The organism is Candidatus Bathyarchaeota archaeon (genome assembly GCA_026014735.1).
GTDB lineage: Archaea > Thermoproteota > Bathyarchaeia > Bathyarchaeales > Bathycorpusculaceae > Bathycorpusculum.
On the sequence record JAOZHT010000007.1, the window covers coordinates 1 to 13,635 of the forward strand.

Below are 13,635 nucleotides of genomic sequence, written 5' to 3' on the forward strand. Positions count from 1 at the left end.
ATTTTTGAATATACCATCGCTCGTGTTTTTTGTCATAGTTTTTGAGACCCCACCCTGCTATGCACATTGCCGTCCTCGTTCCTGCGGGCGGCAAAGAGCATTCAGACCCGCTTGTCAAAAACTCCGCCAAAAAACACCTGCCAACCGCATTCTAATCAACGTCCGTTCCAATGGGCGGTCAACAACGTTAGTGGTTCTAATCAAAGACACTACGCCGCCCACATCATCATCATTATATTTTTATTTATGGCTAAAAAATATTCAAAATCTGTTTAATAATACCCAAAACATGCTTTTAAAACAGAGTAAAATACTATTTTAGCATAAAATAAGGTATTTAAGACTTAATATTTGGCTTTCTAAATATTATTAAATTTGGTTACATTTGATTTCTAACTTAAACGGTATAAATGAAAGTGTACAACAGGATTAAGGCAGTTTTGGCGGAACAAGGAAAAACAAACAACTGGCTGGCTGACCAAATGAAGATGAACAGGACAACGGTTTCTAAATGGTGTAGGAACGATATGCAACCCAGAATAGAAACACTTTTTCAAATAGCACTGGTGTTAAACGTAGATGTAAGAGAACTTTTAGTATCAACAAAGAAATAATTTTAATAACTATCTAAATTTTAATTATTATGGCAAATACAAGAACCTACAAAGAAAAGACGTTGAAATGTTATTAGCGTCAAAAACAATTACCCAAACCTTGGGTGATAATCTTGCAGACCTGTCAATTGCAAGAAGCAACTGGTCTGAAACCTACGTTTCAGAACTTTCTACAAAAATTGATGATGCAATTGAGAATTATCTCGGCTTAGATAAAAAGAAAGAGTTAAGGGATGCAACCGGAAAACTTGCAACCATTCAAGTTCCGGCGTTAAGGGATTTATCTTTCTTGAAAACCCAACTTGAAGTTGACTTCGGTAATGAAGCTAAGGAAATTAAGAAAAAATTGGGATACGACAAAAACCTTCGCAATGTTCAAAAAGGAGACCAGGAAACTTTAATTCAATTACTATATACATTCAAAAAAGGAATGACCGGCGACTTAAAGACCTCAATCGTTAATAAAGGAACAAACGTAGCTTTAATTGATAGAATTATAGGTTATGCAGACCAATTAAAGGAAGCCAATGTAACTCAGGAAACATTAAAAGAAACCAGCAAAGAAGTTTCAGGCGAAGCAGTAAATATATTCAATGGAATTTACGATGAAATAATCGGTATTTGTAAAATTGCAGCTAACTATTATCAGTATGATGAATTGAAAAAAGACCAATTCACATTTAGTAAAGTAGTTGCTAACATGAATGCAACTCGTAAAATTGGAACACAAGGTGAAGAAATTATAGAATAACACAGAATCCCTCCTTTGAGGGATTTTTTTTAATTTCAAGATTAGTGAATAAAAAACTTGATAATAATCTCCAATCCCGCAATATCAAACCAACCGCCATGCGCGAATTGGTTTTACAGGTTTTGACCGAACAAAAAACAGCCATCAGCTTGCCCGAGTTAGAACAAAAATTTGAAAAAGCCGATAAAGCAACTCTGTATCGAACACTAAAAACATTTCAGGAGAATAAACTGATTCATGCGATTGAGGATGGTTCGGGCTCTGTAAAATATGCCCTGTGCCAGGAAGCTTGCGAGTGCCAACCCGATGACCTGCATGTTCATTTTCTTTGCACAAATTGCAATCAAACTTTTTGTTTAAACGATATTCCTGTTCCAACAATAAACCTCCCCAGTAGCTTTTCCCTCGGAAGCGTAAATATGGTAGTAAAAGGAATTTGTTCAAATTGCAAAAAAAAACTTTGCAACCCGGTTGCATGAACTTTGGGGTATCTTTGCCGTTGTAATTCAGAAAATACCGGTATTTTAAATGAAATATGTAGCAGTAATATTATCAATGTACGTAATGGTTTTAACAGCCATACCATGCAATGATGTACATGCTGCCAATACAAATTCTGTTTCCCTGGAATTATCAGAACAAAGTCCAAATCAGACAAACGATGCTGATTTATGTTCCCCGTTTTGTTTTTGTCATTGTTGCCAAACACTTTCATTTCCTTCATTTTTTAGTATTTCCTTTATCAATTTAGTTGAAATTACTATAGATTTTAAATTGAAAGAACCTGCAATTTCAAGTCCCGTTGCATCTATCTGGCAACCACCCAAAATATAATTCATTTTTCTTTCTTAAATATTGAGCAGTTGACTTAGACATCCTTGCATTGCCATGATACTGCGAACGTATTAAATTTGAACGCATAGAAAAAAATGCTGTACAGGATTCACATTAATAATTAAAAGAAATCAAATGATAAACAAAATCATAGCTTTTTCAATCAAAAACAAAGCCCTCATTGGTTTAATGACCATAGGGCTTATCATCGGAGGTATCTGGTCAATGACCAAAGTGCCATTGGATGCCGTGCCCGACATTACCAACAACCAGGTGCAGGTGATTACCACCGCGCCCAACCTGGGCACCGAAGACATTGAGCAGTTTGTAACCTACCAGGTGGAACTATCGGTGGCCAACCTGCCGGGGGTTATCGAAATTCGTTCGGTTTCCCGGTTTGGGCTGTCAGTGGTAACAATAGTTTTCGAGGACAATATGGGAACCTACCTTCCCCGGCAATTGGTAAGCGAAGCGCTGGCAGAAATTAAGGAAAAAATCCCGGAAGGATTTGCCGAGCCGTTTATGGCGCCAATCAGTACCGGATTGGGTGAAATTTACCAGTACACGCTTGAAGTTCAGCCCGGTTACGACACTGTGTATAACGACATGGAACTGCGCACCATGCAGGAATGGATTGTAAAACGCCAGATGGCAATGGTTCCGGGAGTAGTTGAGGTAAACTCCTTTGGCGGACGTGGCAAACAATACGAAATCTCCATAAACCCCGATAAGCTACGCAGCATGAACCTGACCATTGCCGACATTTTCGAGGCTTTGGAAGATAATAATCAGAATACCGGAGGGGCTTATATTGAGAAAAATTTTCAGGCCAACTTTATCCGTGGCGAAGGTTTGATGCGCTCGCTCGATGACATCCGCAACACGCCGGTAGCCAATGTAAACGGGCAACCTGTTTTTATACGCGATGTGGCCGAAGTAAAATACGGAAGTTTTGTGCGTTACGGGGCTTTTACCAAAGACGGTAAAGGCGAAGCCGTAGGCGGTATCGTGATGATGCTGAAAGGTGAAAACTCCAACGATGTAATCAAGGATGTGAAAGAACGCATGGCGTTAATCCAGAAATCGTTGCCCGAAGGCGTTGAGATAAAACCATTCCTCGACCGTAGCAAACTGATAAAAAGCACCACATCCACAGTTGCCGAAAACCTGTCGATTGGGGCGCTGATTGTAATTTTTGTCCTGGTTATTTTCCTTGGTAATCTTCGGGGTGGGTTACTGGTGGCATCGACCATACCGCTGGCCTTGCTTTTTGCTTTTATCATGATGAAAGTGTTTGGCGTATGGGCCAACCTGATGAGCCTCGGTGCCATCGACTTCGGTATCTTGGTCGACGGGGCGGTAATTATCGTGGAAAGCATGATTTTTTACCTGCACCGGAACGAGTTTATCGGGGAAAAAATCGGCCTGCCCCGGCGAAATGAAATAGCCTACAATTCAGCCAGTAAAATGATGAACTCTGCATTTTTCGGTCAGCTTATTATCCTTATTGTCTTTATCCCGGTACTGGCATTGCAAGGCGTGGAAGGCAAAATGTTTAAGCCTATGGCCATGACCTTTGGGTTTGCCGTGTTGGGTGTTATGGTGCTGTGCCTTACTTACATACCCATGATGGCGGCGCTATTCCTGAGACCGCCTAAAACAGATAAAAAGACCTGGGGCGAGCGTTTTATAGAGAAACTCGAAAACCTTTACGAACCCGTAATTGGCTGGGCTTTGCGCAAAGGAAGGCTTGTATTGGGAATTGCACTTATACTTTTAGTTTCCGGTGGTTTTCTTTTCTCACGTATGGGGGCCGAATTTATTCCTCAACTGGACGAAGGCGATTTTGCTTTCCAGGCTTTCCTGAAACCGGGAACATCATTATCGGAAGTGAAGGATGCATCTACCCGTCTTGAACAAATAATACTGGAGAATTTTCCAGACGAAGTAGAGTCTGTTCAAAGCCGTATTGGAGTTGCTGATATTCCTATGGACCCAATGCCCATGGATATTGCTGATATATTTGTTATTCTTAAACCACAGGACAAATGGACAAAGGCCGAATCGAAACAGGAACTGATTGACAAAGTAAAAGAAAAGGTAAGTGACCTGCCGGGTATTAACTACGAATTTACCCAGCCTATCGAAATGCGGTTCAACGAACTTTTAACTGGTATCAGGCAGGATGTGGCTATAAAATTATATGGCGATGACCTGGATATGCTGGCCGACAAAGCCGAAGAAATTTCAGGCTTAATCTCGGAAATTGAGGGTATTGAAGGAATAAGCGCTGAGAGAACCAGTGGATTGCCTCAAATAACCGTTAACTATAACCGCACCAAACTGGGACAGTACGGACTCAATATTAAAGACCTCAACACTGTGGTTGAAACAGCATTTAGCGGAGGTGTTGCCGGGGTAATTTACGAAGGCGAACGGATGTTCGACCTTGTTATACGCCTCGATGAAGAACACCGCCAAAGCATTGACGACCTTCGGAACCTGTTTGTAAACACACCCACCGGCAACCAGGTACCATTGAAAGAAGTAGCGGAAATCAGTTATCAGCCAGGCCCGATGCAAATAAGCCGCGACAATACCAACAGGCGCACGTATGTGGGCATTAACGTGGAAGGCAGGGACGTTAAATCGCTGGTGGAAGAAATACAGCAAACACTGGATGAAGAACTGGAATTGCCTTCGGGCTATTACATCCGCTACGGCGGCGCTTTTGAAAACCTCGAAAGGGCAACCCAACGGCTTTCACTTGTTGTGCCACTCGCTCTGGCATTGATATTTATGCTGGTTTTCTTTGCCACAAAATCGTTTAAACAAACCCTGATGATTTACATGGCCATCCCACTGGCAGCAGTGGGCGGAATACTTTCGCTTTACTTGCGGGGAATGCCGTTTAGTATTTCGGCAGGCGTAGGCTTTATCGTGCTGTTTGGTGTGGCAGTGTTAAACGGACTGGTATTAATAAGCGGTTTTAACGAGTTAAAAGAAGAGGGAAAACTTAGCCTGGGCGATATTATCAAAAAAGGTTCCATTCGCCGGGTACGCCCAATTTTCCTCACCGCTTCAACTGATATACTTGGTTTCCTGCCAATGGCCATTTCCACATCTGCCGGGGCGGAAGTGCAACGTCCGCTTGCAACTGTGGTTATTGGCGGAATGTTAACTTCCACGCTTCTAACGTTGGTTGTGTTGCCTGTCTTATATCGCATGGTCGAATCGGGCAAAACAAAACTGAAAGCGCCCAAACTCAATACCACGGTAATAATCCTGTTGTTTATCATCGGCGGGCTTGGAATTTCGGGCAGCCTGAAAGCACAGGAAAACAACGTTACCCTTGAGCAGGCTATTGAACGGGCTAAGGAAAATTATCCTTCCTTAAAAGCCGCTTCGCTCAATGTTGAAAAACAAAAGGCCCTGAAAGCCACAGCTTATGATTTGGGCAGCACCTCTATATACACCGGAAAGGAGGAGACCGGCAATGGTGAGGTGGGTATTCAAACCCAAATTGGATTGGCGCAATCGGAAATTGACCTGTTTGGCATACCTGCTAAAAACAAGCTGAATGAATCGCGCATCAACCTGGCCGAATCAAGACTTGAACTGACCGAAGATGAGTTGGTCAGAAACGTGAGCCTTGCATGGTACCGGGCATTGGTAGCCAAAAAGCAAACCCAATTGTACAACCGGCTCGACAGTGTTTATGCCGATTTCCTCAGGGCTGCCGGTTTGCGTTTCGAAACCCAGCAAACATCCAAAGTAGCTTATCTGGCAGCTTCTGCCAAATACCAGGAATTAATGGTTAACATGAAACAGGCAGAGAGCGAATACATGGCTTCGTTGCAACTGCTGAACCAGTACCTGATGTACCCCGATGGTGTTGAAATTGCCGATGCCGGGCAGGAATGGGATGAAACCATTCAAACTTCCTACCCGCTTGATTCGTTAAATGCCGTCCCTTTGCTTAATCTTTACAGGCAACAGTTGAATGTTACCGAAGCTGAGTGGAAAGCCGAAAAAGCAAATTTTCTGCCCAAACTCGATTTGGGGTATTCCCGGCAGTCGGTCGATGGCACCTCCGGTTATTATGGCTGGGAGGCAGGTATCTCCATTCCTTTGCTGTTCTTTTCCCAGTCGGGCAAAACAAAAGCCGCCCGTATTAATTACGAGATGACCGGGCAGCAATACAAGCAGCGGGCGCTCGAACTGAACGCTTCCTACAAAGAACTTTTAAGCCGGTACAGGGTGATGGGCGAGGTATTGGAATATTATAAAAATGAAGCGCTGCCACTTGCCGACGAGCAAATTGAAGCCGCCAACCTGGGTTACCGTTTGGGCAGCCTCGGTTATATCGAGTTTATCCAGAATACCGAATCAGCCATCAGAACAAGACAGGAATATTTGTCCCGGCTGGGTGAATATTTTGAAATTAAGGAACAATTGGAATACATTACAGGTCAATAATTTAAAAAACAGATACAATGAAATCAAAAATAATCATAGCACTTCTTGCAGTAGTTACACTCATGTCGTGCAACAACAACAAAAAAAACAGTGAAACCGGGGAACAGGAGGAACACGAGGGTCCCGAAGGCGTGGTATTTCTTAACCCACAGCAACGCGAAGCCCTGGATTTAGAACTGGGGACTTTCCAAATGCGAAACCTCACCACCATGGTAAAAACAAACGGTGAGATGCAGGTGCCGCCCGCAAGCTCGGCAGAAGTTACGGCAGTAATCGGGGGAAATGTGCGGGATATCAGAGTTTTCCATGGCGACATGGTGCGTAGGGGACAAACCCTCGCCATTCTCGAACACCCTGATTATATCAAACTACAGGAAGATTTTGCCGAATTAGCCAGCCGGCTCGAATACCTGGAAATGGAGTATGAACGCCAGAAAGAACTCTTCGAGAACAACGTAGGTGCAGGCAGGGAGTTCCAACAGGTAAAGTCGGAATATAATTCGGCCAAGGCAAAGTACCAGGGATTGAAAGCCCGCTTGCAACTCCTGCACCTCTCGCCCGAAAAAGTTAAAGAGGGAACGATTTCCAACAGCGTTCCCATTGTTTCACCCATCAACGGGTACGTGAATGAAATAAACGTGAAAATGGGTACCTATGCCGGGGCACAGGACATGCTATTTGAAATTACCGACAACAGCGAAATCCATGCTGATTTTATGGTGTATGAAAATGATGTGCATTTACTGGAAAAAGGACAAAAGGTACATTTTACCGCGGCCAATATTCCCGACAAGGAACTCACGGCAACGATTTTTGCCATCGGCCAGGAATTTGAAGCCAACGCCAGGGCCGTGCACGTGCATGCCAGTCTGGATGAAACCGTACCGGGCCTTATTCCGGGCATGTACATTTCAGGCCACATCCATACCGATGAAAATTATACCCGCACGCTGCCCAATGACGCCATTGTTTCCGAAGGAACCAAATCTTATATTTTCGTGCTGGATGAACAAGCCACCGAAGCGGGACACGGTCATGAGGAAAACCATGCTGGTGAAAGCGATGAAGAACACGGCGAACATTCCGGAGAAACGCAAGAAGGTGAAAACCATGAAGTAATGGCCTTCCGGATGGTGGAAGTAATAACCGGCTTACAGGATGAGGGATACACCGAAATAAAATTGCTCAATCCCCTGCCCGATGATACACAGATTGTAATGAACGCAGCTTACTACCTTTTGTCTGATTTGAAAAAAGACGAAGCAGGTGATGACGATTAATAAACTTTTAAAAAAGATTAGATATGAAAGAAATAAAAGCATTTATAAGGCCCAACAAAGTGAACGACATTGTTCACCATTTAAAAGATGCAGGGTTTGAGAACATGACCATTTCAATGGCTGAAGGAACAGGGAAATTTCAGGATGAAGAAGCTTTTGTATCGCAAAAGTTCTCAATAACCGATAGTGAAATAGCAAAGCTTGAACTTGTTGCAAAAAAAGAAAAAGTTGATGCTATTGTGAATATAATCTGCGAGTATGGCTGTACACTAAATCCGGGCGATGGGTTTATCTATGTTTCTGATGTTGAAAAAGTGTACAGGGTGAAAACGGGATTGGAAAACGGGATGAAATAATTTAGTACCCTTGCCTTCTACTTTGAAATAAAAGTCGGGGCAATTGTATTCAATTTTAGTAAATTTGGAATTGAAAAACATAAAATGTTGTTTATTGTCAAACAATTACAGTTATGGAAAACAATGATATAGAACAAAAACTTGAATCGAAAAACGTCAAACCAACAGCCATGCGCGCCCTGGTTTACAAAACACTTGCAGATTCAGGGAAAGCGCTGAGCCTGGCGGATTTGGAACAGCGGTTTGAAAAAGTGGAGCGTTCAACTATTTTCAGGGCGCTTAAATCATTCGAGGAAAATTTCATTGTCCACCCTGTTGATGATGGTTCAGGCTCGGTTAAATATGCCGTTTGCGATGATGAATGTACCTGTAATATACATGACCTGCACGTTCATTTTTATTGTACGCGTTGTGGCAGGACACGTTGTATGAAAGAACTTCCAATTCCCAACATTAAACTTCCTGAAGGATATACCTATGATAATGCGCAATTCATCATTAACGGGGTGTGCCCGCGCTGCGATTAACTTTGCAATAGTGTTGCACTAACTTATTGGTAATTTTGATGTTGAAATTATTAGAATGTATAACATTAAAAATTATTAATTATGAAAACTGGAAAATTTAAAATGGCTTTTTTACTTGCAGGATTGATTGTCTTTTCTGCATCGCAGGCAATGGCACAGCACCATTGCTGTAACTCAAACTGGTCGGCTAACGCAGATGCCCAATGGTGGAATTACAACACCCCGGCAGAATATGCGTTAACAGCCGAACAAATTACGGAAATTAATGAGCTACGTAAAAACAGCTACGAGAAAAAACTGCCAATCGAAAATGAGCTTCGCAGTTTGAGAATGGAATACCGGGCAGCAAATTCAAATCCTGAGCTGGATGTAAAAAAGGTGAAATCACTGAGAAGCACTATCCGTGATAAGGAAGAAAAAATTGAGGATATCAACCTGGAGACAAAAGTTCAGGTAAAAAAACTTCTCTCTGAAAAGCAGCTTACCTACTTTAACAACAACAATTACAATTGGTGGGATATGTCGGAAAATTGCTGGCACGCAGGTAATATGGGAATGAATTCTCGTAAACAGATGATGATGTCGCGTCGCAGCAATTGTTGGTAAACACCAGTTCGGTTTTTTAAAAAACAAGCGATAAAAAGAAAGGAGAATGTTATGATGGATGGATTTGGGTGTCACGGATGGGGAATGGGAATGGGCTGGTGGTGGGTTATAGGGCTCATTATCGTAATTGCCGTTGTTTGGATGGTTGTTAAAGGAATGAGTCAAAATAACCGCCCCGGCAACCCACCCGAAAGTAAGTCGGCGCTCGATTATTTAAAAGAGCGCTACGCCCGTGGCGAAATAAACAAACAGGAGTTTGAAGAACGAAAAAAGGATTTATAGAAGCCTCCCCTAACCCCTCCCAGAGAGGGGAAAGGAAGGTGATAAAAAAAATAGAACTATGAAAATTATTATAGCAGCTACCAAAACCAAAACATGCGCATACCGGAAAAATCTTGAAAAACAACTGCAAGATGCCGGATTAGAATATGAAGTAATGCACTTTGAAGACCATCCGGAATTAATAGATAAGTATAAAATAAAAACATCGCCGCTTTTAATTGTGGATGATGAAGTAGTGTCTTTTGGAAAGCCGGAACATAACATAATCACAGAATTGAAAAACAAAAAATCATGAAGTATTATATTGAAAAAACAACAGAGTACGGTTTCGATGAAGCTATCGAAAAAGTAACCGAAGAACTGAAAAAAGAAGGTTTCGGGGTGTTGACCGAAATTGATGTACAGGCTACTTTAAAAAAGAAGCTGGACGTAAATTTCAAAAAATACCAGATTTTAGGGGCTTGCAATCCACCCTTTGCTCATGAAGCATTGATAGCGGAAAACAAAATCGGAGCCATGCTTCCCTGCAATGTAATTGTGCAGGAGCTGGATAATGGCAAAACAGAAGTAGCTGCCGTTGACCCGGTGGCTTCCATGCTGGCGGTTCAAAACGACAAATTAAGTGCAATTGCCGAAGAAATCAGGTCGAAACTTCAAAAGGTAATTGAAAGCGTATAATACGGCTGAAATTTTAACCTAAAGTAGTTCAAAAATAATTGAAAATGAGAAAACAACTGTTGTTATTAACCTTCGCACTTTTCTGGGTATTCACAGCGAATGCCCAGGAAGGCGAGCGGTTAAAAGTAATCACAGGGGTACGTGTTAACCCTTTTGTGATGTACGATTTTGATGGTAACAAAAAGGAAATAACCCGTATCCATGCCGAATTGGGCGCCATGTTCAATAATAAAACCTATTTGTCGGTGGGATACACGCCCTTTGCCAACGCCATTTACAATTTCAACGAATACTGGTTTGTAGGGTTCGACAAAAAAATCCCGGTATCGTGGGTTTTGGCGGAAGAGTATATGATAGATGAAAATAAATTCATCGTACAGACCGGGCCCAATTTCAAATTAGGGAACGTGGGAAATGCGTTTGTATTTTTGTTTACCCCTGTTGATAATATTGACTGGGGCTTGAAAGTGGGCGCTTTTATTCCTTTAAATGTGGTTTTGCATAAAGATTAGTTCACATGTTCAAATCTGTATTTACCATCAGTAAAATGGACTGCCCTTCCGAAGAATCCCTTATCAGGACGAAGCTGGAAGGGTTTTCATCCGTTAAAAACCTGGTTTTCGATATTGAAAACCGGAAGCTGGAGGTATATCATTCAGGCGATGTGGATGAAATCCACCAGGCAATCAGCCAACTAAAATTAGGGGACAAACTCGAAAACACAGTCGAAACGGAATTACCGCCCGGCACCGACGATTCGCAACAGCGTAAAATACTCTGGTGGGTACTGGGCATCAATTTCACCTTTTTCGTGGTGGAAATGACCACCGGCTGGATTTCTCACTCCATGGGCCTTATGGCCGATTCGCTGGACATGCTGGCTGATTCTATTGTTTACGGGCTCAGCCTTTTTGCAGTGGGTGCGGCCATTTCACGAAAGAAAAAAGTAGCCAAAATCAGCGGGTATTTCCAGATGGGGCTGGCTACGCTGGGTTTTGCCGAAGTGCTGCGGCGTTTTTTCAGCACCAGCGAAACGCCCCTTTTTCAGTGGATGATTATTGTTTCCATCCTGGCGCTTGCCGGAAACCTGGTTTCGTTGTGGCTCATCAACAAAGCCAAAAGCAAAGAAGCGCACATGCAGGCCAGCGCCATATTTACCTCCAACGACATCATCGTGAACGGCGGGGTTATCCTGGCCGGTGTGCTGGTGTATTTACTAAACAGCAAATGGCCTGATTTGGTCATTGGTGGCATTGTTTTCACCTTTGTGATGCGCGGGGCAGTGAGGATTTTAAAACTTTCGAAGTAATCAATTATGGCACACGCGCATGAACATACTACGCAAAAAAGTTACGGAAAAGCTTTTGCCATTGGCATTGGTTTAAACATCGCCTTTGTTGCTGTTGAAATATTTTATGGTCTGGCAGCCAACTCATCAGCATTATTAGCCGATGCAGGTCACAATGCCAGCGACGTTCTGAGTTTGATTTTTGCCTGGGCAGCAATCCGGCTTGCTTCTATAAAGCCAAAAGGGAAATATACATACGGTCTTCGAAAAACAACCATCCTTGTATCGATACTCAATGCGCTATTGCTTTTTGGAGCAGTAATAGCCATCGGTTGGGATGCCATAGGGAAATTCAAAAATCCCGAACCCGTGGCAGGTACTCAAGTGATGATTGTTGCCGGAATAGGCGTGGTAATCAATACCATTACGGCTTTGCTGTTTATGAAAGGCCAAAAAGTCGACCTGAACATCAAAGGAGCATTCCTGCACATGGCTGCCGATGCCGGGGTGTCGTTGGGAGTGGTTGTTGCCGGATTATTGATTAACCTCACCGGAATCGAATGGATTGACCCGGTAATGAGTTTTATCATCATCCTGGTCATCCTTTGGGGCACCTGGCGCTTGTTTACCGATTCCATAGATTTGGCGCTGGATGCCGTACCTAAAAACATCAACCTCGAAAAAGTCAGGGAATTACTGTTGGTACAAAAAGGTGTTGAAGAAATTCACGACCTACACATTTGGGCTATGAGTACCACCCAAATAGCATTAACCGCCCACCTGATAATGCCAAAAGGGTTCAGCGATGAATTTATTTCTGAATTACAGGAGAAACTTGAACACGAATTCGGGATAGGACACACAACCTTTCAAATTGAGAATGAAAGGATTGAAAAAGAATGCAAAACCGATTGTTGAAAACTGTATAGATATGGAAATTCAATACAAATCAATCATAACCTGCCCTGCATGCGGGCATCAAAAAGAAGAAGAAATGCCGGAGGATTCCTGTCAGTTCTTTTATGAATGTAAAAATTGCCATACCGTTTTAAAACCAAAACAGGGCGATTGTTGCGTATTTTGTTCGTATGGTTCGGTAGAGTGTCCTCCGGTACAACAAGGTAATAATTGTTGCTAATCAAATAATTCCAAATACACCAAAACATAACAGCAAAGTTACAGGCTGGTTCCAAAAGCTGACAAGGGTTCACTTCGCCAGCCTCAAAAAATCTCCACACCTCCTGTCGTCGGGTAGTATTTTTTGGTCTGCCCTTGCACCTTTTGCCCCCAACCTGTGGGCACAAGGGCATTATGTTTTATTGTATCTTTCGTTGTAGGTTGGCTGGCTGGTGGCTGGTCTCCTACGTTCATCGTTCGGCTCGTTTCCGCTTTTATATCATTCGTGGTTCAGTGCCGCTGGTCTCTCTTCAGCTCTTGTGGCTGCAACTCAATTTAGGTAAGCTGCCCTTTTAGGGTGGTTTACTTTTTTTTGTGTATTCTAAAACAATCATACGTGCACGGAATAACATTTTACAAAAGCGGAAAGTCTTTTGTCATTACGAAACAACAATTTTACAAACACGGAAAACAATCCGAAATAGACGGCAATATGTCCGGCATTGGTAAAAATATTGTTGGCATTAACGGACAAATATTCGACGTTATACGATAAACATTAGACACAAACGGAAACATATCCGACACAGGTAAATGTATATCTGACAGAGGTGGAAGCATAGTGGACACAGGCGGAAAAACTTGAAAAAGTAGTGGAAATACCCACCGCACATAGGGTTTTGTCATATTTTTTGTCCAACCCTGGTTTGGCACATTTGCAAAAGCACGCACCCTTCGGGATGCACTAACTTTTGCAAAAGAGCCAACCGCCGATACACAAAACAAAAAATCCGCCAAATCCCTATCTTTCACCCGGGTAAAAC

17 protein-coding genes are annotated in these 13,635 nt (G+C 42.6%); 15 read left to right on the forward strand and 2 right to left on the reverse strand.

Annotated features, from left to right (window positions below):
- Positions 1 to 410: 410 nt before the first annotated feature.
- From NWE93_15015 to NWE93_15025, 3 genes are all read left to right on the forward strand, one after another.
- On the forward strand, positions 411 to 614 hold the full coding sequence (locus NWE93_15015) for a helix-turn-helix domain-containing protein (GenBank protein MCW4001539.1): 204 nt from the start codon (positions 411 to 413) through the stop codon (positions 612 to 614).
- Positions 615 to 714: 100 nt separating this feature from the next.
- On the forward strand, positions 715 to 1,365 hold the full coding sequence (locus NWE93_15020; GenBank protein ID MCW4001540.1) for a hypothetical protein: 651 nt from the start codon (positions 715 to 717) through the stop codon (positions 1,363 to 1,365).
- 44 nt (positions 1,366 to 1,409) lie between these two features.
- Positions 1,410 to 1,844, forward strand: a complete 435-nt coding sequence (locus NWE93_15025) for a transcriptional repressor (GenBank protein ID MCW4001541.1) — start codon at positions 1,410 to 1,412, stop codon at positions 1,842 to 1,844.
- Between the two features lie 213 nt (positions 1,845 to 2,057).
- Here the strand turns inward: NWE93_15025 and NWE93_15030 are convergent, their stop codons facing one another.
- A complete protein-coding gene (locus tag NWE93_15030) occupies positions 2,058 to 2,204 on the reverse strand; it encodes a hypothetical protein (GenBank protein MCW4001542.1) in 147 nt (48 codons plus the stop codon).
- A 130-nt stretch (positions 2,205 to 2,334) separates the two neighbouring features.
- On the opposite strand from NWE93_15030, the gene NWE93_15035 reads away from it, so the two are divergent.
- The 12 genes from NWE93_15035 to NWE93_15090 all read left to right on the forward strand — a co-directional run bounded on the left by NWE93_15035 (position 2,335) and on the right by NWE93_15090 (position 12,833).
- Positions 2,335 to 6,678, forward strand: coding sequence for a CusA/CzcA family heavy metal efflux RND transporter (locus NWE93_15035; GenBank protein ID MCW4001543.1), 4,344 nt, complete (start codon positions 2,335 to 2,337; stop codon positions 6,676 to 6,678).
- A gap of 62 nt (positions 6,679 to 6,740) precedes the next feature.
- A complete protein-coding gene (locus NWE93_15040; GenBank protein MCW4001544.1) occupies positions 6,741 to 7,958 on the forward strand; it encodes an efflux RND transporter periplasmic adaptor subunit in 1,218 nt (405 codons plus the stop codon).
- Positions 7,959 to 7,981: 23 nt separating this feature from the next.
- Positions 7,982 to 8,314 carry a P-II family nitrogen regulator gene (locus NWE93_15045; protein MCW4001545.1) on the forward strand — a complete coding sequence of 111 codons (333 nt, stop codon included), beginning with the start codon at positions 7,982 to 7,984 and terminating at the stop codon, positions 8,312 to 8,314.
- Positions 8,315 to 8,427: 113 nt separating this feature from the next.
- Positions 8,428 to 8,841: a transcriptional repressor gene (locus tag NWE93_15050; protein ID MCW4001546.1), complete on the forward strand. Its 414-nt coding sequence runs from the start codon at positions 8,428 to 8,430 to the stop codon at positions 8,839 to 8,841.
- An 81-nt stretch (positions 8,842 to 8,922) separates the two neighbouring features.
- On the forward strand, positions 8,923 to 9,447 hold the full coding sequence (locus NWE93_15055) for a hypothetical protein (protein MCW4001547.1): 525 nt from the start codon (positions 8,923 to 8,925) through the stop codon (positions 9,445 to 9,447).
- Positions 9,448 to 9,498: 51 nt separating this feature from the next.
- Positions 9,499 to 9,729: an SHOCT domain-containing protein gene (locus NWE93_15060; GenBank protein MCW4001548.1), complete on the forward strand. Its 231-nt coding sequence runs from the start codon at positions 9,499 to 9,501 to the stop codon at positions 9,727 to 9,729.
- Positions 9,730 to 9,787: 58 nt separating this feature from the next.
- Positions 9,788 to 10,024 carry a thioredoxin family protein gene (locus NWE93_15065; GenBank protein ID MCW4001549.1) on the forward strand — a complete coding sequence of 79 codons (237 nt, stop codon included), beginning with the start codon at positions 9,788 to 9,790 and terminating at the stop codon, positions 10,022 to 10,024.
- Positions 10,021 to 10,407 carry a DUF302 domain-containing protein gene (locus NWE93_15070; protein ID MCW4001550.1) on the forward strand — a complete coding sequence of 129 codons (387 nt, stop codon included), beginning with the start codon at positions 10,021 to 10,023 and terminating at the stop codon, positions 10,405 to 10,407. Before NWE93_15065 ends, NWE93_15070 begins: the two co-directional genes overlap by 4 nt.
- Positions 10,408 to 10,451: 44 nt before the next feature.
- Positions 10,452 to 10,919 carry a hypothetical protein gene (locus NWE93_15075; GenBank protein MCW4001551.1) on the forward strand — a complete coding sequence of 156 codons (468 nt, stop codon included), beginning with the start codon at positions 10,452 to 10,454 and terminating at the stop codon, positions 10,917 to 10,919.
- Between the two features lie 5 nt (positions 10,920 to 10,924).
- Positions 10,925 to 11,716 (forward strand): cation diffusion facilitator family transporter, encoded by a 792-nt coding sequence (locus tag NWE93_15080; protein MCW4001552.1) that lies wholly within the window; start codon positions 10,925 to 10,927, stop codon positions 11,714 to 11,716.
- A gap of 6 nt (positions 11,717 to 11,722) precedes the next feature.
- The gene (locus tag NWE93_15085; protein ID MCW4001553.1) at positions 11,723 to 12,613 is read left to right on the forward strand and encodes a cation diffusion facilitator family transporter; all 891 of its coding nucleotides are present in this window, start codon (positions 11,723 to 11,725) and stop codon (positions 12,611 to 12,613) included.
- 13 nt (positions 12,614 to 12,626) lie between these two features.
- On the forward strand, positions 12,627 to 12,833 hold the full coding sequence (locus tag NWE93_15090; GenBank protein ID MCW4001554.1) for a hypothetical protein: 207 nt from the start codon (positions 12,627 to 12,629) through the stop codon (positions 12,831 to 12,833).
- A gap of 434 nt (positions 12,834 to 13,267) precedes the next feature.
- Here NWE93_15090 and NWE93_15095 read toward each other — a convergent pair.
- A partial coding sequence (locus NWE93_15095; protein ID MCW4001555.1) for a hypothetical protein occupies positions 13,268 to 13,635 on the reverse strand: 368 nt, incomplete at its 5' end.

Coding starts and splice junctions, on each gene's coding strand:
- NWE93_15055 (MCW4001547.1), top strand. CDS start 8,923: ATGAAAACTGGAAAATTTAAAATGGCTTTTTTACTTGCAGGATTGATT.
- NWE93_15030 (MCW4001542.1), bottom strand. CDS start 2,204: ATGAATTATATTTTGGGTGGTTGCCAGATAGATGCAACGGGACTTGAA.
- NWE93_15090 (MCW4001554.1), top strand. CDS start 12,627: ATGGAAATTCAATACAAATCAATCATAACCTGCCCTGCATGCGGGCAT.
- NWE93_15060 (MCW4001548.1), top strand. CDS start 9,499: ATGATGGATGGATTTGGGTGTCACGGATGGGGAATGGGAATGGGCTGG.
- NWE93_15050 (MCW4001546.1), top strand. CDS start 8,428: ATGGAAAACAATGATATAGAACAAAAACTTGAATCGAAAAACGTCAAA.
- NWE93_15080 (MCW4001552.1), top strand. CDS start 10,925: ATGTTCAAATCTGTATTTACCATCAGTAAAATGGACTGCCCTTCCGAA.
- NWE93_15065 (MCW4001549.1), top strand. CDS start 9,788: ATGAAAATTATTATAGCAGCTACCAAAACCAAAACATGCGCATACCGG.
- NWE93_15015 (MCW4001539.1), top strand. CDS start 411: ATGAAAGTGTACAACAGGATTAAGGCAGTTTTGGCGGAACAAGGAAAA.
- NWE93_15035 (MCW4001543.1), top strand. CDS start 2,335: ATGATAAACAAAATCATAGCTTTTTCAATCAAAAACAAAGCCCTCATT.
- NWE93_15075 (MCW4001551.1), top strand. CDS start 10,452: ATGAGAAAACAACTGTTGTTATTAACCTTCGCACTTTTCTGGGTATTC.
- NWE93_15070 (MCW4001550.1), top strand. CDS start 10,021: ATGAAGTATTATATTGAAAAAACAACAGAGTACGGTTTCGATGAAGCT.
- NWE93_15040 (MCW4001544.1), top strand. CDS start 6,741: ATGTCGTGCAACAACAACAAAAAAAACAGTGAAACCGGGGAACAGGAG.
- NWE93_15085 (MCW4001553.1), top strand. CDS start 11,723: ATGGCACACGCGCATGAACATACTACGCAAAAAAGTTACGGAAAAGCT.
- NWE93_15045 (MCW4001545.1), top strand. CDS start 7,982: ATGAAAGAAATAAAAGCATTTATAAGGCCCAACAAAGTGAACGACATT.